Here is a 20,937-nt window from a genome sequence, read left to right on the forward strand (position 1 = left end):
GCAAGACCATGTCCGGCTTCAAGATGAGCGCAGGGCGGCTCGGGGTCCTCCTCGTCGCGCTCGGAGGGCTGGCGGCGGCGTCGGCTTCGGCGGTCCACTTCAGCGCCCGGCGTGGGCTTCGCCTGGATGCGCAGCAGGCCCATGAGCAATTGGTGCTCTGCGCGGATGCGCTGCAGGGCGTCATCGACCGCTACCGGATGCTGCCCTCCGTGCTCGCGCTGGACTCCGAGCTTCGCGAAGCGCTGTCGGGGCCGCTGGACGCGCGCCGGCAGGCCCTGCTCAACCGGAAGCTGGAGGAAGTGAACGGGGCGACCCATTCCTCCACGCTCACGCTCCTGGACCGACAGGGCGTCGCCGTCGCCGCGAGCAACTGGCGCACCGCGGGCAGCAACCTCGGGCGCGACTACGCGTTCCGGCCGTACTACCGCCAGGCCGTGGAGACCGGCAGGGGGCGGTTCTATGGCGTCGGAGTCACGACGACCGAGCCCGGCTACTACCTCTCCCAGGTCGTTCGCGATGACGCAGGGGCGTTGCTGGGCGTGGTGGTCATCAAGGTGAACCTGAGCCCCCTGGAGGGCGAGTGGTCGCGCAGCCGCGACATCGTCCTGGTCTCCGACCGCGATGGCATCGTGTTCCTGGCGAACCGACCGCAGTGGCGCTACCGGGCCCTGTCGCCCATGTCCGCCGAGGCCCGTGCCGCGCTGCGGGACAACCGCACCTACGAAGGGCTCGAGCTGACACCCCTCCCGTGGCACGAGACGGAGGGGTTGGGGCCGGACGGCCTTCTCGCCTCCGTGCGCCCCGCTGCCTCCGACCGCGAGAGGACGTTCCTGTGGCAGTCGATGCCATTGGAGCGCGACGCATGGACGCTGCACCTGCTTCGCGATGGAGAGCCGGACCCGGTCGCCACGGTCCTCGCCGGGGTGGCGGCGGGCGGCGCGTGGCTGGCGGCCGTCTTTCTTGCCCTGTTCATACGAGGGCGGAGGCGGCTCGCGCGGCTGCGAGAGCGCAGTCGCCGCGAGTTCGAGCAGTTCGTGGAGCAACACGCGCTGGCCCTGCGAACGACGCAGGACGGGCGTGTGCAGCTCGCGCTGGACATCGCCGCGGGGCGCAATGACAGCCTTGAGCATCTCCCCCAAGGCGTGAGCGTCGTCGACGCGGACCTTCGGCTGGTGGCGTGGAACCGCCGCTACGTGGAGCTGTTCCAGTTTCCCCAGGAGCTGATGCGGGTCGGGCGACCCATCGCGGACATGTTCCGCTACAACGCCCGACGTGGGTGGCTGGGACCGGGCGACGTCGACGAGGCAATCCAGCGCCGGCTGGAGCACCTCCGCATGGGGACCTCGCACATGCACGAGCGCGAAGGTCCGGATGGAGTGGTGCTGGAGATACGAGGGAATCCCCTTCCGAATGGGGGCTTCGTCACCAGCTACGCGGACATCACGAGCTACCAGAAGGCGGCGCGGGAGCTGCGGACCCTCGCGGGTGCGCTCGAGCGGCGGGTGGAGCAACGGACGCGGGACCTGCACGCGGCGACCGCCGAGGCGCAGCGCGCCAACCGCTCCCGAAGCCGGTTCGTCGCGGCGGCGGTGCACGACCTGCTCCAGCCCCTCAATGCCGCACGGATGTTCGCATCGGCGCAGCGGGAAGCGCTCCGGCGCCCTCCGGCGCCAGAGGAGGGGCGGCGCAGCGAGCTCGCCTTGCTCGACAACATCGAAGAGGCGCTGTTGGCCCAGGATGCGATCCTCAACGGGCTGTTGGACATCTCGCATCTCGAGTCCGGCACGTTCGAGGTGAAGCGGCGCGACGTCGCGCTCGGGCCGCTGCTCGAGGCGCTCGCGCGGGAGCTGGGCGTTCTCGCGCAGGCGCGCGGGCTGGAGCTGGTGACCGTCCCGTCCCACGTGGTCGTGCACACGGACGAGAACCTGCTCCGGCGCATCGTGCGGAACTTCCTGTCGAATGCGATCCGCTACACGCCGCGCGGACGCATCCTCCTGTGCTGCCGTCGCGAGGGCGCCGACGTCCGCATCGAAGTGAGGGACCACGGCCCCGGCATCCCCGAAGCGCTTCACGAGGTCATCTTCGAGGAGTTCCGGCGGCTCGACGTGGCGGATGCATTCCAGGAGCGGGGGACGGGGCTCGGCCTCGCGATCGTCGAACGGATCTCCCGGCTGTTGGGACACCGGCTGGGCCTCCGTTCCCAGCTTGGGCGGGGCAGCGTCTTCTCTGTCACGGTGCCGCGAGGAGACCCTTCGCGCGTCATGGCCCCCGAGGCGCCGGACGATGAAGGACATGGCTCCCTGCTCCAGGGCTGCCACATCTGGTGCCTGGATGACGACCCCCGGGTTCGCGACGCCACACGAACGCTGCTGGGCTCGTGGGAGTGCAGGGCCGTCGTGGTCGCCAGCGAGGACGAGGCCGTCCAACTCGCGAGCGCCAGCGACGTGCCAGGGCTGCTGTTGCTCGACTACCAACTCGGCGAGCGCACCGGTCCGGAGTGCCTGCCGGCGCTGTTCGAGCGCTGGGGCCGTCCGGTGCCGGTCATCGTCGTGTCGGCGGAACGCGACCCGGCGCTGCGCGAGCGCATCCGTGCGTCGGGCTGGGGCTTCCTGACGAAGCCCATCCGTCCAGCGGCCCTGCGCGCCCTCGTCACGCAGCTCATCACTCGGGAAGGTCCCCCATCCCCTCTGGCTCCACCGGAGCGTCGGGTTGCAGGGACTTGACGATGAGGGCCGCCTGGGTGCGGCTGTCGCACTCGAGCTTGCGGAGGATCGCGGTCACATGCACCTTGACGGTGTTCTCGGCGAGCCCCAGCTCGGCTGCGATCTGCTTGTTGAGCAGTCCATCCGCGAGACACATCAGCACGCGGACCTGCTGCGGTGTGAGCTGGGCGAGCCGGGTGGCCAGACGCGCATCGTCCGCGCTCTTGTCGGCGGTCAGGGGCGGGAACCAGGTGCCTCCCGCCATCACCGCCCGGATGGCGTCCATCATGTGCTGCACCGGAGCTGCCTTGGGAATGAAGCCCGAGGCTCCGAACTGCTGAGCCCGGCGGATCGTCCGCGGATGATCGTTCGAGGAGATGATGATGACGGGGATGTCGGACCACTCGCCACGCAGTGAAACCAGCGATGAGAATCCGCGCGCGCCCGGCATGTGCAGGTCCAGCAAGACCAGCTCGACGTCCACGTTCTGCATGAGCGTGTCCTCGAGCGTGCGAAAGCTCGAGGCTTCCAGGGGACGGTCGTCGCCAAGCAGCTCTTTCAGCGCCTGTCCCACGGCGGCGCGGAACAGCGGGTGGTCGTCGGCAATCAGGACTCTCATGGCGGACCTTCGCGGGCGCGAGGAGGGTGGGGTGATCTCCTAACAGATCTCAGGGCATGCTGGTATCGACGGATTGATACGGGGCCCTTCACCGACACTGGAGACCCTATGAGGCAGTTTGATGACAAGGCCGTCCGCGCAAGGCGTTGCAGCACGAACGCGACCGTCTGAAATAGGACCCGTTCCGGAGCGCGGCCTTGTGTCGCGGCCGCGCCTCGGTTTCCCACTCAAGGTTCCCTTTGAGAGTGTCGTCAGACAGCCGTCACCCAGGGCGCGTCCCCGTGACGATGTGAACACAGGCATCCAGCCGCACGACGCCCTGATTCTCGTGGCGAGCGAAGCGAGTGGTCAGGGACCGCATTGCTGCCCCTCGGCCTGCCTCATCCGTTTCGGAGAGCCGCTCCGCGACGGAGAAGGCCGCGAGCGCGAAGGCCGCCGCCTCAGCCGCGGCGAGACCACCCCCGATGGCCAGCCCTCCGCGCCATTCGCTCACCTCCACCTCGTCGAAGCCCGCCCGACCGAGCAACAGCCGCAGCTTGTCGGCCTGGCCGTACCGAAACGGGCCTGGAGCGTCGGGGTCGGGCGCCGGGAGTTCAACGACTTCGGCGACCGCCTCGCGCACGGTCGTCACCCATGGGTTGTCGGCCGGTCGCCCCCAGACAGCGAACGCGAAGCGCCCGCCCGGTGCGAGCCAACTGGCGAGATTGTGGAATGCGGCAGGCGGGTCGTCGAAGAACATGACACCGAAGCGTGACGTCAACCGCTCATACGCCGCGCCAGACAGGGGCGTCGTCGCCACGTCCGCCCGCGTGAAGTGGGCGGGAAGCTCTTCGCGCTGGGCGCGGGCGCGAGCCGTCTCAATCAAAGGCTGCGAGATGTCGAAGCCGTGGACGACACTCCCGGCTGGAGCCCGGCGCAGGAGCTCCAGCGTCGTTCTGCCGCCACCGCATCCGACGTCGGCGATCCTTCGCGGCGCGTCGAGACGCAGCGCCTGAATCAGCGGCTCGTCGACGGGCGCGAGCATCGCCTCCATTCCGTCGAGTTGGGCTTGCCACTTGGCGCCCCGCTCGGCCGTCCAATCGAAAGCAATCGGGCGCTCCTTCGCGGAAACCTCTGAATGTCTTGTCGTCATGAATCACGTTTCTCCACGTCCTCACGACGGATGGCCGCGCCAGCCAGCCGGCGCGAGGCTTCGCCTCTTCTTCTACGGCACCCACGGCCTCCCTGCCCGTGGCATTCGCCAGGCACGAGACGAGGCCGGGTGTCGGCTCCTCACCGAGGAAGACGGGCCGCTTTGCCTCCTGGAGCCTAACGTCGCCGTCAAGCCCCCGCATGGTCACCTGCCAGCCGTGCACCTATTCCACGTGCGGCGAGCGCCCCACGGCACGGGCGGTGCGCGGAGGCGCTGCGTCTTCACGCTCACCCCTTGTCTGCGTGCGGCGTCGCGCTCGCCGCGAGCCGCCATCCCTTCGCGCGCTCCTGCTCCTGCCAGAGCGCTGCGTAGACGCCGCGCTTCGCGAGCAGCTCTTCGTGGGTGCCTGACTCCGCGACGCGCCCCTTGTCGAGCACGACGATGCGGTGCGCCCGCCGCACGGTTCGCAGGCGATGCGCGATCACGACGACAGTCTTCTTCTTGACCAGCTCGTCGATCGCGCGCTGGATTTCAGCCTCCGCCGACGCATCGACCGAGGCGGTCGCCTCATCGAGGAGCACGATGGGCGCGTCCTTGAGGATGGCGCGCGCGATGGAGAGCCGCTGGCGCTCGCCGCCTGAGAGGGTCCCTCCTCCTTCTCCGAGGAGGGTGTCATAGCCGTTCGGCAAGGCGGTGATGAAGTCGTGGGCGCGCGCGGCCCTCGCCGCGCGTTCCACCTCCTCGCGCGAGGCGTCGGACCGCCCGACGAGCAGGTTCTGGAGGATGCTCCCGGAGAAGAGGACGACGTCCTGGAACACCATCGCGATGTGCTGGTGCAGCTCCTCGAACGGGATGTCGCGGATGTCGACGCCACCGATCCGGATGGCACCCTGGCTCGGGATGTCCCACAGGCGCGCCACGAGGTGGACCAGCGTCGACTTGCCGGAGCCCGAGGCACCGACGAGCGCGGTGAGCGAGCGCTCGGGGAAGGACACGGAGACTCCGTCGAGCACGGCCGTGTCTTCATAGGCGAACGACACGGAGTCGACTTCCACGTCGAACGTCCGGAGCGACGCCGCTCTCGCGGACGACTCCGCGAGCGGCTTCTCCGCGAGCAGCCGGTCGACATGGCCGAGCGCGCGCTGGGACGCGCGAAGCATGAGCAGCGCCACCCCGAGGTCCGCGACCTGGCGCACGACGCCCACCGTCACGACGAGGAAGACGAGCAGCACCCCGGGCTGGATCGAACCGCGCAGCGCCAGCGCGCTTCCGGTGTATGCCACCGCGACGAAGCTCACCTCGACGACGAAGCCGAACACCGCGAGCAGCGGAGAGGGCAGGACGTCGGCGCGGATGAGGGCGTCCCGCAGGCGCTCCATGGCGCTCACGAAGCGCTGGTAGACCTCGCCGTGCCGGCCGAACGCGCGAAGCACGGCGATGCCCTGCACGTACTCGACGACCCGAGCGCTCACGTCCGCCGTGGCCTCGAGCACGGCCTCGAACTCGCGCACGAAGACGGGCGTGGTCGCGGCCAGCACGAGGAGCGCCATCGGGAGCGCCGCGAGGACGATGAGCCCCAGCCGCCAATCGAGAAAGCAGAGGCCGAGGCCGACCAGCATCGGCAGCGCGAAGCTTGACGCGAAGATGCCGAGGGTGTGCGACCACACGTCCTCGACAAGCGCGACGTCGGTGGTGAGCACGCCTGCCAGTTCACCGCTCCTTCGGTGCGTGAAGAACCCCATGGGCAAGCGTCGCAGGTGATCGGCTGCGCGGATGCGTGCCTGCCCCATCAGCGCGTGCGCGGCGATGAAGATGTTGGACATCGCCCCGCCCGAGAACGCGAGGCGCAGCAGGACCGAGAGCGCGATGCCACAGGTGATCCACCACGTCAGGCGCATCGACAGCCGGTGCTCGAGCGCTTGGCGAATGAAGAAGAGGACCAGGGCGTAGGGCGCGGCGATCGTGAGCGCTTCGGCGAAGGCGAAGAGCAGGCCACGCCGGAGACGTGCGTCCTTGCGGCCCGCGAGCCGCTCACCGAGCATGAAGACTTCCCCCAGCATCACACCACCTCCTTCGCGAAAGCAGCTGTGCCTGGCTCGCCCAGCGACCAGTCGAGCGATTCGGTGTGCCTGCGCCAGAGGCGTTGGTACAACGCGCAGCGCGCAAGCAGTTCGTCGTGGGTGCCCTGTGCGTTCACGCGACCGCCCTCGAGGACGACGATGTGGTCGGCCGTGGCGATGGTCGACAGCCGGTGCGCGACGACCAGCACTGTCCGCCCCGCGCACAGAACGGAGAGCGCTTCCTGGATGCGCGCTTCGTTCTCGGGATCGGCGAACGCCGTCGCCTCGTCGAGCAGCAGGACCGGCGCGTCCTTGAGGAGCGCTCGCGCGATCGACAGGCGCTGCTTCTCGCCCCCGGAGAGGCGCGCGCCGCGCTCACCGAGCAGCGTGTCGTACTTCTTGGGGAGCGCCTGGATGAAGTCGTACGCCCTCGCGGCGCGACACGCGGCATCGATTTGCGCATCGGTGGCGTCCGGCCGAGCCAGGCGAAGGTTGTCGCGAACGGTGCCGTGAAAGAGGAACACCTCCTGGAACACCATCGCGATGTGCGAGAGCAGTCCGTCGAGCGGCAGCGTCCGCACGTCGACGCCGCCGAGCTCGACCGCGCCGTTCGTCGTCTCCCACAACCGGGGCACGAGCCGCACGAGCGTTGTCTTGCCCGCGCCGGAGGGGCCGACCAGCGCCGTGACCTTGCCCGCGGGCGCTTCGAAGGTGACGTCGTGGAGCACCTCCGGTCCCCCGTCGTCGTACCGGAAACCGACGCCACGGAACGCGATGCCGTGGTGTGCGGGGCGCTCGACGCTCGCGGGAGTCTCCAGGTCCGGCGCGGTGAGGATGGCCTGAATGCGAGCGTTGCCCGCCTGGATGCGGTCGACGTTGCCCCAAGCGAACAGCAGTCGCATCATCGACATGAGGAGCTGGGGCCCGAGCACGAGGAAGAGCACCAGCGACTCGAGCGAGAGCGTGCCGCGCGTATAGAGCCAGCCGCCCAGGGGCACGAGGACGACGAGGCTGGAGCCGATGAGCGCGCCGAACGCGCCGTAGCCACGGCCGTTGGTGCGCATGAACCCCTCCATCCAGGCGAGCCCCTCTTCGATGGACCGTGAGAGGTCGCCGAAGCGCTGCGCGGACAGGCCGAAGGTCTTGATGACGTGAATGCCTCGCAGGTACTCGAGCAGCGCGCTGCTCATCCGGCTCTGGATCTCATTCCACTGCTGATGCGCCTTGCCGACGTCGCGCATGGCGACGGCCATCGCCACGACCGCGAGCGGTGCCATCACGAGGCTGGCGAGGGCCATGCGCCAGTCGACCGACAGGAGGGCGACGGCCGTCGCGAGCGGGACGATGATCGCGGCGACCACATCCGGGAAGTGATGCGCGACGAACGCTTCGATCTGGTTCACGTCGTCCATCAGCGTCTTCTTCAACTCCCCGGCGCCACGACGGCTGAAGAACGAGAGCGGAACGGCGCCCAGCTTCTTCGCGAGCCGCAGGCGCAGCTCATGAAGGATGCGGAACGCGGCGACGTGCGCCAGCATGTTCGCGGCGGCGACGAGGACGTAGCGCAACGCGAGCGCCCCCGCGGCGACGAGGGCGAGCGACCGGACGGAGTCGAGGTCCGGTGGCGTCGCGTAGATGGCGGTGGCCATGCGCGCGACGACAAAGAACGGCACCAGCGCGAGGGCGGCGGCCAACGTCGACGAGAGCGCGGCTCCAGCGACGAGCGACCCTTGTAACCAGAGGAGTGCCCCGAGGCCCTTGAGCGAGCGCTCCTCGACCCGCGCGGCGGGGATGTCGGCGCTCATGCCCACCCCCCACGCTGGAGGGGGCGAGCCACTTGCATGATGCGGCCGTGGCTCGCCCTTGCCTCCAAGGCCGGGCCTGCCGACGCGCGTCGCGGGGAGCGTTCACTCGGTTCCATGCCGCCGAGGAAACGCGAGGACAGGCTCCAGGGATTGGATCTTTTTACCCGTGGACCGAGACGTGGTCGGTGCCTGCGACGCGCGCCGCGAGGTATTCGCGCGGGTTCGAGCCGGCGAGCGACCGGAACTCGCGAAGGAAGTGGGCTTGGTCGAAGTACCCGTGCTCGGCGGCCAACGCGGCGCCACGCAAGGCGCCCTGGTCGAGGTCGCGCAGGGCCGCCCGAAATCGTCGGACACGCCAGAAGGTCTTCGGACTCAAGCCGACCTCCTCGCGAAACAGCGCCAGGAGGCGCTTCGGCGAGAGCCCCGTTCGGCGATTGACCTCGGCGACCGAGGTGAGGTCGGGCCTCTCGAACGCGTCCAGGGACGCACGAAGCGCGGGAGCCAGCTCGAACGAGCGGCGCAGCCGGTGCAGGAGGTGCTCTTCCAGCAGCCGCACTTGCTCGAGTGGCGAGGACGCCTCCATCAACCGTTCGCGCAGCGAGCGGGCCGACGTGCCCCAGAGCGCATCCAGCGCCACGGTCTGCTCCGCGAGCGCATCGGCGGCCGCGTCGAAGAAGGGGCGCGCGCCACCGGGCTTGAAGTGGACGCCGACGGTCGGACCGAAGGTGGTGCCGATGATCAGCGGGCTGCTTCGGGCGCCGCACAAGATGGCCCCCAGGGCTTCGGCGGCCTCGGTCGTGTCCTCGCCGGAGTAGACACGCAACGGGGTCTCTCCGAGATGGACGACGAGGGCCTGCGCGCCCGTCGGAAGCACGCGCTCTCGCGGCGCCTGCCCGACATAGCTGCTTGACACCCAGAAGAACTCCACGAACTCGTCGAGGGGCGCCTTGGGGCGATGGAGCACGTGGTTCATGGCGCGTGTCGGCGGCTCTTGGAGACGCCGAAGAGTGCGAACAATTCGAGGGATGTTCAAGACCCCGCGCTGGCCCGGGTGGATGAGGCGACAGCGACTGCGAGAGGAGGCACGGGGGCGAGAGGACGCACCGGCGGTGGTCGCACGCCTCGAGGCCATCATATCCCTTGACGGGTATATGGCCCGTGAGGAATATATGGCTCATGGAATCCGCGTTCGCAGTCATTGCCGAACCGAACCGCCGCGCCATCCTGAGCATGCTGTCCACTTCCGAGTGCTCGGTGGGCGAGCTGATGCACCACCTGCGCTTGCCGCAGCCGTCGGTCTCCAAGCACCTCAAGGTGTTGCGGGAGGGGGGCTTCGTCGAGTCGCGCGTGGAAGCCCAGCGGCGGGTCTACCGCCTCAATCCCAAGCCGCTCCAAGAAGTGGACGAGTGGTTGGTTCCGTTCCGGCGCTTCTGGTCCATGCACGTCGATGCCCTGGAGCAGCACTTGGATCGGATGGAGAAGGCCTCATCTGTGAAAGGAAAGAAGTGACATGAGCGGTCGTGAGAAATACGCGCCGGGCGCCGCCTTTGGCGCGGAGGTCCAAAAGGAAGGGGAGCGGTGGACGCTCGTGCTCGTCCGGGACCTCCGCCATCCTCCGGTCAAGGTCTGGAAGGCGCTCACGGAGCCCGAGCAGCTCCGCGAATGGGCTCCCTTCGATTCCGACCGGAACCTGGGCACCGTGGGTACCGCGAAGTTCTCGACGGTGGGCGCGCCGACGCCGCACGTCGCCGAGACCCAGGTGAAGCGGGCCGAGGAGCCCAGGCTGCTCGAGTTCAGCTGGGGAGATCAGGACATCCGCTGGGAGCTGGAGCCGCAAGGTGAAGGCACTCGCCTCACGCTCTGGCACAACATCAACCGCAAGTTCATCTCGATGGGCGCCGCGGGCTGGCACATCTGCATCGATGTACTGGATGCCCTCCTCGCCGAGCAGCCCCTGGGACGCCTCGTCGGCGCCGATGCCATGAAGTTCGGAGACTGGCAGCGGTTGAACGCGGAGTACGCGAAGCAGTTCGGCGTTGAGGCGCCCTCCTGGCCGAACCCCCCGAAGCGTTGAAGGAAGACCTCATGGAATCGACCCTACAGAAGCCGGCGCTCGTCGCCGCCGGGACCTCATCCAAGGCCAAGACCCTCGCGTATTGGGCCGTCACCGCGCTCTTCTGCCTGCAGATGGGCTTCACCGCCTACGCGCAGCTGAACCTGCCGCAGGTGGCGGAGGCGTTCACCCACCTCGGCTTCCCCGCCTACTTCCGGGTGGAGCTCTCGTGGGCCAAGTTCATTGGCATCGCGCTGCTGCTCGCGCCGGTGCCGGCGCGGCTCAAGGAGTGGGCCTACGCGGGCTTCGCCATCAACCTCGTTTCCGCGGTCATCGCCCACCTCGCGGTGGGAGACGGCCCGGAGGCATGGGGCTTCGCGGTGGGCACCAGCGTGCTCTGGGGGCTCTCGTATTTCTTCTGGCGCCGCCTGCAGGTCACGCCGGCGCGCGCCTGAGGGCGGGCCCGATGCGCGGAAGGAGGCGCGATTCAACAGAGCGCGCCTCCTTGTGCGTTCGAGCCGCCCTTGAACGACTTATCCTCGGAGCCGTGCCGGCTCGAGCGGAGAAACCATGGCGACGAAACGTGCTCCGGACAACGTGGATGCTTCGAAGAACATCACGATGAAGATTCAGGAGCTGGGGGACTGGAGAGGCGGGACGCTCGCCTGGATTCGCCAGCTCATCCACGACGCGGACCCGGAGATCCAGGAGGAATGGAAGTGGATGGGGACTCCGGTCTGGGCTCATGACGGCGGCGTCTGTACCGGGGAGTCCTACAAGCAGGTCGTGAAGCTGACCTTCTTCCGGGGCGCCTCCCTCCCGGACCCCCATAAGCTGTTCAACTCCAGCCTCGAGGGAAACACGCGCCGGGCCATCGACATTCGCGAAGGCGAGAAGCTCAACGAGGCCGCCTTCAAGGAGTTGATCCGGTCAGCGGTGGCCGCCAACACCGCGGCGCGTCCCCGACGCGCATCCGCGAAGAAGAAGTAGCCCGGACTCCGGCGGCCCCCTACCGCGGGCGCATCGTGATGGAGCCGCCTGGACGACCGGATCCCTGTTCGATCCACACGCTCCTTGGCTCCTCCTGGGCGTGGATCAACGAGCAGGTGACGCGCTGCTCGCGCGCCAGGCGCTCCCGGAATTCGGCGTGGGCGCTGTTGGTGAGCGCGAAGTAGTAAGCGCTTCCATTCTCCCCCTCGGGAGGGGGGCTCGCGAGGTATCCGACGGGCACCCCGTCCATCGCGAGCCACCAGCGGTGGCTCCGGGTGAGCACGATCTCCTGGTTCGCATCGTCGAACTCGAGAACAACGGCTTCGGCGTCATCCCCAAGGTGCGGCAGGTCCGACACAAGGCCTCCGCTATCCACTGCTTGGAGGAGGGCGGGGAAGCCGACACCCAGATCGAGAAACCTTCCGTAGTGGGCTTCGAGCACGACCCTCCCACGAACGGTCTCTCCTCCCACGAGCCGGTCCTTGACGGCGGCCCAGGAGGCCGCTTGTCGACGAGCCCAATAGCGGCGGAAGCGTGGCGCGAGCTTGAATCGCTTGGTCCACCGCTCCTGAAAGATGGCGATGCCGAACATGCCCGCGACCGCGCCAATCCCAGAAGCAAACCCCCCGACGACTCCGGCAACAGCACCCCCCATCAGCCCCACGGTGCCAGCATGGTCATGGCCAAGCCAGGCACCGGTGACGAGACCCACGCCTGCGCCCAGGAGCCCGGCCAGCTCGAAGAGATTCATGCCTCAGACATTTAGCAGCATCCATGCCAACCCTGCGTGGGGCGTGGCGATGTGACGGTCAGGGAGCTTCGGTCCGCTCTTCCGTCGCTCCCCGCCCTGGCCGCTCACATGCGTTCGCCGGGCAATTGGCTGGCTTGCTTCACCCAAGCGGCGAGCTGGGCTTCGTCGAGCGCGTCGCTCTCACGGATGTCGAGGTAGCGCGTGCCTTCGTTCTTGGACTCACCGGGAGGGACAGGCCGCAGCGACGTGCCGCGGAAGAAGGCCACCTTGATGTGCTTCGTGAAGCAGTGCACGCCGAGGAACCAGCCCTGGCCCTCGACTCCATACAGCGGCGAGTTCCATTTGACCGCCTTGTGCACGCCGGGGACGGCTCGCGAGATGATCGCGTCGAGGCGGAGCCCGACGTCGCGTTTCCAGCCCGGCATGGCCTCGATGTAGGCCTGCACGGGGGCGTCGCCGTAGGCCTTCGCGATCTGGGGATTGCCGCCGGAGAGGAGCGCCACCTTGCGTGGTCTGGTTGCCTTCACGGTGCTCTTCTTGGCGGCGGTCTTCTTCGCGACCTTCACTTTCTTCTGGGCTGTCTTGCCGGGCATTGAGTTCGCTCCAGGGGGCGGTGACGACGACACGGGATTGGCTTCAGCGTGGACCGCGCGGCTGCTTCGGCCGCGCGAGCGGTCTACTGCTGCTTCATCAGGCGTTCGATGAGCGCCTGTCCCGTGGCAGCCACTTTGTTGGCGAAGTTGTAGTCGATGCCCTTCCCCGACCGGACGATGGTGCTGAGGCGGGAGAAGCCGAGGGCGAAAGGCTTCTTCTTGACCATCACGATGTCCGCATGTCCTCCAATCCCATACGTGCTTCCCCCTGATCGACTCCACGGCCCCACGAACTCGGGGCACGGTGGGATCTAGCACAGGGCAGGGGGGCGACGGGGATCCCGAGGCCGCTACTTCTCCGGAGTCCCCGAGCCCTTCGGGTCGACCTTGTGGTCGCGGACCATGGCGAGCTGGGTCTCGCCCGTCAGGTTCTTCAGACCCATGTGGCCATAGGGGAAGGTGTGGAACACCTTGGAGCCATCCTCCTGGGGGATGGGCGAGGTCCGGCCCGCGAGCCCCACGCCCACCACCTCATCGACGCTGGACCAGATGCTGTAGAGGTGCGCTCCCTCGGCATGACCCACCGCGTTGATGTCCTTCAAGAAGGCCGAGTCGGGGTGCAGTCCGGTGGTGCGGTTGGTGGTGGGCACCAGGTCCCCCGTCCACCGCGCCGCGGCCAGCCCGTGGTTGGCACCGGCGATGCCCACGAAGGTGTCCACGCTGTCCGTCAGCGGCTTGCCCAGGTTGAACTTCCCTCCCGCGTACGGGTCGAAGCCGTCACCGCCCTGGATGGCCTTGCGCGCCAGCGTCACGCCCATGGAGTGACCGATGACGTCCACCTTCTCCGCGCCCGTGTACTCCTTCACGGCCTGGATGAACGCGCGCACTTCTCCCAGGTACTTCTCTGAGTGCGCCTGGTTGGCCGCGAGCATGGGGTTCGCTGGCCCCCACGTCATCGCGTACAGCTCCGAGGGCTTGTAGCCATTCTTCGCGAACGTCTCGATGGAGCCCTTCCACCCCGCGGCGCTGTCCGAGTTGCCGTGAATGAAGATGACCGGCTCCTTTGTCACCTTCTCGCCCGAGCCGCTCTTGCCGCCGAACGCGGGCACGTTCCCCTTGGCGAAGTCGTACTTGCCGTATCCGTGGGTCTGGAGCCACTGCTGGAAGTCGTTCGAGAACCGCGAGCTCTTCGACACGTTCACATCGCCTGACCGGGCCAGGGGAGCGGGGGACTGGGGGCTGGAGATGCGCGTCGTCATGACGGTTCACCCTGGGGGGTTGGGGGCCGGCGTGCCGCCCACATTATCACCCCGGCCGACCGCGAGTTGCCTGGCGGCGGATGATTCATGGATTTTCATGTATCACGCGCAGGGAGCGCGGGGCTCACCCCCTTCTCGGTGAGGCAGCCCGTGGCCCTGCCTTGCCGTGGTGGGAGAAGCGCTCGCGGAGCAGCTGGATGAAGTGGGTCAGCGGCGCGGGGCGCTGGCGGGCCGCGCGGGTGACGGCGCTCCAGCGGCGTCGGATCCCCCCAGGGGTGAGCCGGACGGTCTGGAGCCCGTGGCGCTCTGCCGGCAGCATCCATTCAGGCAGCGCGGTCACGCCGATACCGCCACGCACCAGCTCGATCAGCGCCTCGGTGAGGGGCACGGGGGAGACTCGCTGTGGTTCGAGGCCCGCGGGCCAGAGCACGCGCGTGAAGACATCCAGTTGCTCCCGAGGCGCGGCGAAGGTGAGCAGGTGCTCCCCCGCCAGGTCCGTCGCCGTGACATGCGCGCGCCGCGCCAGCGCGTGGTCCGCGGGGACCACCAGCAGCAGCTCGTCCTCGAAGAGCGCGGTCTGGGCCAGTCGGGCCTGCCGGGGGACGTCCGCGGTCAAGGCGAGGTCCAGCTCGCCATTCAGCAGCGCCCCCAGCGGTTGACGCGTGGCCTCCAGGACGATGCGCAGCTCGACGCGCGGGTGTGCGGCCTGCCACTGCCCCAGGATGGGCGGCAGCCAGCCATACACCGTGTAGCAGCCCGTGCTGAGCCGGAGCAGGTCGTCCTGCGGGTGCGCGCGGCAGACGGCCTCGGCCTGGGCCACCTCGCTCAGGACCCGCCGTGCGGAGACGAGCAGCTTCTCTCCCGAGCCGGTCAGGAGCAGGCGTCGCTGGCGCCGCTGGAAGAGCTGCACGCCCAGGCGCTCCTCGGCATCGCGGAGTTGGTGGCTCAGCGCCGAGGACGTGAGGTGAAGCTGCCGGCTCGCGGCGGCCAGGCTTCCGGTATCGGCGACCGCGGCAATCAGCTTGAAGTGACGGAGCTCGAGCATGCCGGAGATTTTCACATGAAGCCTGTTCAGCATCTTTGTGAAATCGTTTCGCTGTGCTCATGACCTCGGCGTCCCTAGTGTGTCGGCACCCCGAAGCGAGGAGGGCGGACCGATGCCCCAGACAGAAGACTCCCCGAGGACGCGGAACCCTGTTGTCTCCACCTGGTCCTCCGTGCGGATCGACGACGTTGAGCCAGTCGTCGTCGGCCCAGGCTGCCTTCGGAGGGACTTGCCGAGTACTCCCGACGTGAGGGTCTGGGTCGTGGACATGGCTCCCGGGTGCCAGTGGCCGTCCGTGGACTTCCACGACACCGGCGAAGAGGTCTTCGTGGTGAGCGGTGAGGTCATCGAGGGGGAGCGGCGCTTCGGGCCGGGCTCGTACCTGTTCTTCTCGCCGGGAAGCCGTCATCAGTCGCGGACCGAGACCGGCGTGCGCCTCTTCGGCATCAATCTCGTGGCCTCCTCGGGGGCTCGGTGAGCCAGGATGTCCATGACCCCGCCTCCGCGTCCCTGATGAGGTCATCGAACCCGGAGAGGCAGGACACGATGGCTGGGCCCGAGCGGAGGAGCCGCCGGGACTTCCTGCGCACCGCGGTCGCGCTCTCCGCGGGCGCGGTCCTGCTCCCCCCTGGCATGGGCAGCGCGAAGGGGCCTGTCGACAGCGCCGCGCTTCGTGCCCAGCGGTTGGCATGGGCCGGGGTGCGGCTGCTGCTCGGACAGGACACGCTCTTCCTGGATCCGCTGGTCGACCCCACCGTCTGGGGGGCCGCGTTGAAGGATCCGCTCGTCTCGGTGGACGCGAGCAGCGGGAGCCGCTTTGTCCTGGTGACGCATCGCCATCCCGACCACTTCGACAGGGTGGCTGTCCGTCAGGCCCTGGGGGACACCGGGACGCTGGTGTGCCCTCCGGACATGGCCGCGGCGGCTGCCGCTTCGGGGTTCCGCGTGCGGTCCGCCCCGCTCTACGAGCCCCTCTTGCTCAATGACTTCACGGCCACCGCCGTCCCCGCGGCGGATGGTTATGGGGATCCCCAGGTTTCGTGGGTCGTCTCCGGCGGAGGCCGCCGCATCATCCACTGCGGCGACACGCTGTGGCACGGGGCCTGGTGGCACATCGGGCGTCAGTTCGGCCCCTTCGACGCGGCATTCCTGCCCATCAACGGGGCACGCTTCGGCTGGCGGAAGCCCGTGAGCAACGTGCACTCCGTCCTGACGCCGGAGCAGGCGGTGGCCGCGGCCGTCGTGTTGGGGGCACGGCTCCTCGTGCCCATCCACTACGGCGTCGCGGCCTCTGAGGACTATCGGGAGGTTCCGGACGCGGAAGCGCTGCTCCTGGGCACCGCGCGCTCGCGGAAGGTGAACGTGGAGCTGGCACGTCCGGGGGAGTGGCTGACCTGGCAGGCCCGGACCTGACACGGGGCCGCGTGGCGATGGTTCTCATCGCCTCCGGCTCGCGGACCTGCCTCAGTCCACGATGAAGAGCCTGGCCCCTGTCTTTGTCGACGAGCGGTGCGCTCCGTCGTCATCGCTGACCTGGTAGCTCATCATCGGCCCGAGCTCGAAGCGCCGGCCATCCTGCAGCTCCGTGAGCAGCGTCCCCTCCAGCACGAGCAGGACATGTCCGCGGCGGCACCAGTGGTCCGCCACGTATCCGGGGGTGTACTCAACGAGCCGGACCCGGATGTCTCCTGCCTGGATCGTCCGCCAGAGCGCCTTGCCCGAGACCCCCGGATGCTCGGTGGGCTGGAGGGTGTTCCAGTCCGTGGTGCAGAAGGGAATGTTCGCGATTTTCAGAAGGGGCTCCTTCCAACGGAGAGGGACGCGCGCCCCAGCCTCCTCATTTCTTGGAATTGTTGCAAAGCGCTTCTTGCTTTCTCGATAATCGAGGCCGCGAAAGTAGTGAAAACCGGCTGAGGAAGGAACCCAGAGAATGCGCATCGTGAACAAGCTTCCCATCGCGGCGGTGTTCGCCCTGTTGCTCGGCGGTTGCGGAGCGTCGGAGACGGACCTGGGCGGCGAAGGCGTCGCGAGTCAGCTCGAGCAGGACTTCGGCGGCCCGAGCGGTCTCATGGAGTTCTTCGACAGCCACACGGAGCAGGAGATCCGGGAGGCGATGAAGCCGTACGGCGTTGGATACACCCTCCATGGAGGCGTCACCCAGGCGGTGATCAGCGACTGTCCGAAGTACTTCCCGGCGGGTGACCGGAACATCTGGCACAACTTCGACGGCGAGTACTACTTCATCGACAGCGCGGGCCGGCCGAACCGGGCCTACAAGAACCTGCCACCGATTGTCGCCGCGCCGCGCGTCGACTCCTGTCAGACGAACGTGGGGCAGTGGGGCGACGCGGAAGACCCCAGCAACGATTATGACGGGGGACACCTCATCGGCTCGCAGCTCGGGGGCTGGGGCGGGCGGGCGAACCTGGTGCCTCAGGATGCCAACTTCAACCGTGGCAACTGGCTGCAGTTGGAGAACAAGATGGCCAAGTGCGGGAGCCTGCCGAGCAACCGGCTGCGCTACACCATCGGTGCGAACTACCCGAACTCCACCGCGCTCGTCCCCAACAACATGACGATGGAGCTCCGGAACCAGTCCTCGGGCGCCACCGTGTCCATGTCCTTCTCGAACACGGACAGCGGCGGCTCGAACGGCACCAGCGAGCGGACCAAGGGCGTGAACTGGCTGGCGAGCCAGGGCTGTAACTGACGCGTCGGGCCGCGCCGGGCTCCCTCCCCGCCGAAGGAGGGACCCGGCTTTGGACGCTATGGGCTGACCGCGAGGCGATACGTGTATTCGATGGCGTCGTTGCTGGGGTCCACGCCGGTGACGTGGACCACATGGTCACCGGGGGGCAGGGAGAGCATCAGCCACCACCCGTCGCTGACTCCTGGTTGGGACGTCCCCTGGAGACAAGCATCGGGGAGCTTGCCGACCAGGCTCGGATCCGCGGTGAAGTTGAACAGGCCCGTGGTGTGCCGGTGCGCGGTGGGGTCGATGGCTTCACCATCCAGCGTCACCGCGAGTTCCCGAACCAGGGCGTTGTAAGCGATGGCTCCCTGCGCGAGGAAGTCTTCCAGCGACTGCCCAGGAGCGGGTTCGAAGCTGGAGTCGGGACAGGGATAGTCGTTGATGACGGCCCACAGCGGGACGAGCACGGGCCGGCCCGCCGGAACATGGCAGGTTCGCTGATAGCGTTTGGCGCCGTCGTAGAGCGGGACGAAGAAGACGGGCTCGCTCTGGCCGACGCCGCAGTCCGCCTCCAGCACGAGCGCGGGGTTCTGGCTGGCCGGCACCGCGAAGTTCCAGTGAAACCACGACTCGGTCCACTCCGTGATGCCGCGACCCTCGATGGAATCCTGCGCCGAGAGCACCTGGGCGCGGGGCTCTTCCGCGCCACAACCCCCGAACACAGCCGCCGCGCAGACCAGACTTCCGAGAATGCATTTCATCGTGCGTGCCTCCGTGACATGAGGCCGCCGAGGATAGGTTTTGCCCCTGGGATGACCATTCCCCTGAACAGGGGATAGAGTCCGCGGGCATGTCGGACCTCGTCACGTGGCAAGACGCTCGCGGCGTCTTTCGTTTGCTGGATGAGCTGAAGCAGTTGAGCCACGACACGCTGGCGTGGCGGCGCCACCTGCTCACCGGCTTGAACGCCCTCGTGGGGGCCCAGGTCGGCCTCGCCGCGGAGACTCCGGAAGGGGGACTCCTGGACCCGTCACGCCACGTGGGCGGCGTGGATGTGGGCTGGGGGACCGGGTCCGACCGCCGCGCCTGGATGCAGGTCTGTGAGCGCCAGGAGCCGGAGTTGGACCCCTCCGACGCGCGCATCATGCGGCTGGGCGTGGGGTCGTTCACGCACCGCAGGCACGAACTCGCGAGTGATCGAAGCTGGTACAGGTCGGTCATCTTCAACGACCACTACCGGCCCGCACGGCTCAACCACTATCTCCTGTCGGCCCTCCACGTTCCCGAACATCGGGCGATGCATTTCGTGTTTCTCTTCAAGACGCAGTCCGACGCTCCCTTCAGCGAGCGGGAGCGTCTGCTGGTCCACCATCTTCACGGCGAGCTGGGCGCGCTGTGGCGGGAGGCGAGTGCGGTGCGGCTCCCGCGCCGGCTCCATCAGACCCTGACCCTCTTTCAAGCGGGCTGCGGCGAGAAGGAGGTGGCGGATCGGCTGGGCATCAGCCCGCGGACGGTGCACGACTACAGCAAGGCCCTGCACCGGCGGTTGAAGGCGCGCAGCCGCGCGGAGCTGCTGGCGCGAGCCCGTGCCCTGCCTCAGCCGCCCCGCTTGCTGATGCAGGATGTGAGTCCGTGAACGTGTCCTTCCTCACGGAGGAGGGATGCGCAGCCGCCGCCCGAGCGAGGGCACCCCGGCGGCGTTCACGATGAAGAGCTGGTAGTACCCGGGTGGCGCGATGTTGCGATTGGCCGGAGCGGTCACCGTCAGGCTCCCGGCACCGCGTGTGAAGTTCAAGGTGAGCAGCCGCTGGTTCTGGTCGAACGTGTGCGTCACCGAGCTCAGCGCGATGAGCGACACCCGGGTGATGTTCGCCGCATCGGGCGTGGTGATGGTGAAGGTCGCCGCGGGCAAGGAGGTGGTGGGCGCCGCCGTGACGACCGGCCGCGGACCCTTGAAGAGGTAGGGTGGGGAGTAGACCTCGGCGGTCGTATCCTCATAGCCACCCGCCGACAGCACCCGCCCATCCGGCAGGAGCAGGGCGGTGGAGTGGTAGCCACGGTAGCGGGCCCCACTCGAGAGCGAGGTCCAGGTGTTCGTGACCGGGTTGTAGAGCTCTGCGTAGAGGACGGGGAAGTCGGACGAATTGAAGCCGGGACCGCTGCTGCCTCCAACGACCAGCACGGTGCCGTCCGGGAGGATGACCGCGTTGTGCTGGCGTCGGGCGATGCTCATCGGCGCCAGGTAGCGCCAGGCCGGTGACGCCGTGGTGAGGTCGATCTCCTCGACGGTGGCGGTGGGCGGCTGGCTCCCGCCGATGAGGAGGATCTTGCCGTCCAGGTACACGGCGGGCCCATAGCTGCGGCTGCCGTAGTTGCTCAGGGGGCCCATGCTCCAGGCGCCCGAGCCGGTCGGGTCCAACCAGAGCGAGTTGCGCAGCTGCCCGGCGTAGAAGATCCGGCCATCCGGGGCGAGGAACATCTTGGGGTAGAAGGGAATGTCCTGCTGCGCCCCGATCAGGGTCCGCCAGGCGCTGGTGGCCGCGATGAATCGCTGGGGGATTTGGTTGATGTCTCCGGGGCCGTCTATCTCACCGGAGGAGGTCAACACGTCACCGTTGTTGAGCGTGGTGTTGGTGGGATACCAGCGACCGGCGTTCATGTCCGGCACGCGGGTCCAGGTGCTGGTGTTGAAATCGAAGAGGCTCGCATGGGGGAGCCCCTCGTCCGTCGCGATATGTCCGCCGCTGTAGAGCAGCTTTCCGTTCGACAGGAACGTTTGTCCGGAGCAGAAGACGTTGTAGCCCGGCGCGGGAAACTGGGAGAGCGTCTGGGTGGTGGGGTCCCAGCGCCCGGGCGGCAGGAGCCCCTGCTCGTACTCGCCGATGAAGATCACCTTGCCATCGGGGAGCAGGCTGGTGTGCGTGGCCGACATGGGCCAGGTCATCACGCTCGACCACTGCCCGACCTGCGCGGCGGACTGGGCGTGAGCAGGAGATGCCAGCACGACGAATCCGAGAAGCCCGGCGACGACCACGCCCGGCGAGAGAACGTCGTGGTTCTATTTCATGGCATCTCCAAGAGGCCGCCTGACAAGCGAGGGGCCGGAACGTAAGCGCGAAGGCACGGGTGTTGATCTGTTCCCGCGTCGGAGCGGCTGACGGCTGCGCGACGGGTCGCTCCTACCGGAGGGGCGTTGTCTCTGGACGCGAAGTGGCTTCGTCTTCGCCCCCGCGGCC

Annotated in this window: 22 protein-coding genes; 9 read left to right on the forward strand and 13 right to left on the reverse strand. The window is 68.2% G+C overall.

The window, feature by feature from the left end:
- The first annotated feature begins 8 nt into the window (after positions 1 to 8).
- The gene (locus FOF48_RS04400; RefSeq protein WP_221938210.1) at positions 9 to 2,723 is read left to right on the forward strand and encodes a PAS-domain containing protein; all 2,715 of its coding nucleotides are present in this window, start codon (positions 9 to 11) and stop codon (positions 2,721 to 2,723) included.
- On the opposite strand, the gene FOF48_RS04405 is transcribed toward FOF48_RS04400, so the two are convergent.
- The 5 genes from FOF48_RS04405 to FOF48_RS04425 form a co-directional block, all read right to left on the reverse strand.
- Entirely contained in the window at positions 2,662 to 3,321 is a 660-nt protein-coding gene (locus tag FOF48_RS04405) for a response regulator transcription factor (RefSeq protein WP_143898851.1), read from the reverse strand. The two genes, FOF48_RS04400 and FOF48_RS04405, sit on opposite strands and share 62 nt — an antisense overlap.
- A 262-nt stretch (positions 3,322 to 3,583) precedes the next feature.
- Positions 3,584 to 4,453, reverse strand: coding sequence for a class I SAM-dependent methyltransferase (locus FOF48_RS04410; RefSeq protein ID WP_143898852.1), 870 nt, complete (start codon positions 4,451 to 4,453; stop codon positions 3,584 to 3,586).
- Between the two features lie 287 nt (positions 4,454 to 4,740).
- Positions 4,741 to 6,495, reverse strand: coding sequence for an ABC transporter ATP-binding protein (locus tag FOF48_RS04415; RefSeq protein ID WP_235685333.1), 1,755 nt, complete (start codon positions 6,493 to 6,495; stop codon positions 4,741 to 4,743).
- Between the two features lie 17 nt (positions 6,496 to 6,512).
- Entirely contained in the window at positions 6,513 to 8,318 is a 1,806-nt protein-coding gene (locus FOF48_RS04420) for an ABC transporter ATP-binding protein (RefSeq protein ID WP_143898854.1), read from the reverse strand.
- Positions 8,319 to 8,478: 160 nt separating this feature from the next.
- On the reverse strand, positions 8,479 to 9,291 hold the full coding sequence (locus FOF48_RS04425; RefSeq protein WP_143898855.1) for a helix-turn-helix domain-containing protein: 813 nt from the start codon (positions 9,289 to 9,291) through the stop codon (positions 8,479 to 8,481).
- 203 nt (positions 9,292 to 9,494) lie between these two features.
- On the opposite strand from FOF48_RS04425, the gene FOF48_RS04430 reads away from it, so the two are divergent.
- From FOF48_RS04430 to FOF48_RS04445, 4 genes are all read left to right on the forward strand, one after another.
- A complete protein-coding gene (locus FOF48_RS04430) occupies positions 9,495 to 9,827 on the forward strand; it encodes a helix-turn-helix transcriptional regulator (protein WP_143898856.1) in 333 nt (110 codons plus the stop codon).
- 1 nt (position 9,828) lies between these two features.
- Positions 9,829 to 10,392: an SRPBCC family protein gene (locus tag FOF48_RS04435; protein WP_143898857.1), complete on the forward strand. Its 564-nt coding sequence runs from the start codon at positions 9,829 to 9,831 to the stop codon at positions 10,390 to 10,392.
- A gap of 11 nt (positions 10,393 to 10,403) precedes the next feature.
- Positions 10,404 to 10,826 (forward strand): DoxX family protein, encoded by a 423-nt coding sequence (locus tag FOF48_RS04440; protein ID WP_143898858.1) that lies wholly within the window; start codon positions 10,404 to 10,406, stop codon positions 10,824 to 10,826.
- A gap of 115 nt (positions 10,827 to 10,941) precedes the next feature.
- Positions 10,942 to 11,361, forward strand: coding sequence for a DUF1801 domain-containing protein (locus tag FOF48_RS04445; protein ID WP_143898859.1), 420 nt, complete (start codon positions 10,942 to 10,944; stop codon positions 11,359 to 11,361).
- A 19-nt stretch (positions 11,362 to 11,380) separates the two neighbouring features.
- On the opposite strand, the gene FOF48_RS04450 is transcribed toward FOF48_RS04445, so the two are convergent.
- The 5 genes from FOF48_RS04450 to FOF48_RS04465 all read right to left on the reverse strand — a co-directional run bounded on the left by FOF48_RS04450 (position 11,381) and on the right by FOF48_RS04465 (position 15,009).
- Complete coding sequence (locus FOF48_RS04450) at positions 11,381 to 12,112, reverse strand: hypothetical protein (protein ID WP_143898860.1); 732 nt, start codon at positions 12,110 to 12,112, stop codon at positions 11,381 to 11,383.
- A 104-nt stretch (positions 12,113 to 12,216) separates the two neighbouring features.
- Positions 12,217 to 12,705: a DUF1801 domain-containing protein gene (locus FOF48_RS04455; RefSeq protein ID WP_143898861.1), complete on the reverse strand. Its 489-nt coding sequence runs from the start codon at positions 12,703 to 12,705 to the stop codon at positions 12,217 to 12,219.
- Between the two features lie 83 nt (positions 12,706 to 12,788).
- Entirely contained in the window at positions 12,789 to 12,935 is a 147-nt protein-coding gene (locus tag FOF48_RS36320; RefSeq protein WP_161664003.1) for a hypothetical protein, read from the reverse strand.
- Between the two features lie 120 nt (positions 12,936 to 13,055).
- Complete coding sequence (locus FOF48_RS04460; RefSeq protein WP_143898862.1) at positions 13,056 to 13,964, reverse strand: lipase family protein; 909 nt, start codon at positions 13,962 to 13,964, stop codon at positions 13,056 to 13,058.
- Between the two features lie 124 nt (positions 13,965 to 14,088).
- The gene (locus tag FOF48_RS04465; RefSeq protein WP_186001759.1) at positions 14,089 to 15,009 is read right to left on the reverse strand and encodes a LysR substrate-binding domain-containing protein; all 921 of its coding nucleotides are present in this window, start codon (positions 15,007 to 15,009) and stop codon (positions 14,089 to 14,091) included.
- Positions 15,010 to 15,256: 247 nt separating this feature from the next.
- Between FOF48_RS04465 and FOF48_RS36865 the strand changes: the two genes are divergently transcribed.
- On the forward strand, positions 15,257 to 15,487 hold the full coding sequence (locus tag FOF48_RS36865; RefSeq protein ID WP_255441885.1) for a cupin domain-containing protein: 231 nt from the start codon (positions 15,257 to 15,259) through the stop codon (positions 15,485 to 15,487).
- A gap of 68 nt (positions 15,488 to 15,555) precedes the next feature.
- Positions 15,556 to 16,422 (forward strand): MBL fold metallo-hydrolase, encoded by an 867-nt coding sequence (locus tag FOF48_RS04475; RefSeq protein WP_255441886.1) that lies wholly within the window; start codon positions 15,556 to 15,558, stop codon positions 16,420 to 16,422.
- 51 nt (positions 16,423 to 16,473) lie between these two features.
- Here the strand turns inward: FOF48_RS04475 and FOF48_RS04480 are convergent, their stop codons facing one another.
- Positions 16,474 to 16,947 (reverse strand): DHCW motif cupin fold protein, encoded by a 474-nt coding sequence (locus FOF48_RS04480; protein ID WP_221938211.1) that lies wholly within the window; start codon positions 16,945 to 16,947, stop codon positions 16,474 to 16,476.
- Between FOF48_RS04480 and FOF48_RS04485 the strand changes: the two genes are divergently transcribed.
- Entirely contained in the window at positions 16,940 to 17,719 is a 780-nt protein-coding gene (locus tag FOF48_RS04485; RefSeq protein WP_143898866.1) for a DNA/RNA non-specific endonuclease, read from the forward strand. The two genes, FOF48_RS04480 and FOF48_RS04485, sit on opposite strands and share 8 nt — an antisense overlap.
- Before the next feature lie 56 nt (positions 17,720 to 17,775).
- On the opposite strand, the gene FOF48_RS04490 is transcribed toward FOF48_RS04485, so the two are convergent.
- A complete protein-coding gene (locus tag FOF48_RS04490; protein ID WP_186001760.1) occupies positions 17,776 to 18,462 on the reverse strand; it encodes a hypothetical protein in 687 nt (228 codons plus the stop codon).
- A gap of 89 nt (positions 18,463 to 18,551) precedes the next feature.
- On the opposite strand from FOF48_RS04490, the gene FOF48_RS04495 reads away from it, so the two are divergent.
- Entirely contained in the window at positions 18,552 to 19,337 is a 786-nt protein-coding gene (locus FOF48_RS04495) for a helix-turn-helix transcriptional regulator (RefSeq protein WP_186001761.1), read from the forward strand.
- A gap of 12 nt (positions 19,338 to 19,349) precedes the next feature.
- Here FOF48_RS04495 and FOF48_RS04500 read toward each other — a convergent pair whose 3' ends face one another.
- The gene (locus FOF48_RS04500; protein WP_143898867.1) at positions 19,350 to 20,705 is read right to left on the reverse strand and encodes a galactose oxidase-like domain-containing protein; all 1,356 of its coding nucleotides are present in this window, start codon (positions 20,703 to 20,705) and stop codon (positions 19,350 to 19,352) included.
- Between the last annotated feature and the right edge of the window lie 232 nt (positions 20,706 to 20,937).

The sequence above is a fragment of the Corallococcus sp. Z5C101001 genome, assembly GCF_007352635.1.
Classification (GTDB): domain Bacteria; phylum Myxococcota; class Myxococcia; order Myxococcales; family Myxococcaceae; genus Corallococcus; species Corallococcus silvisoli.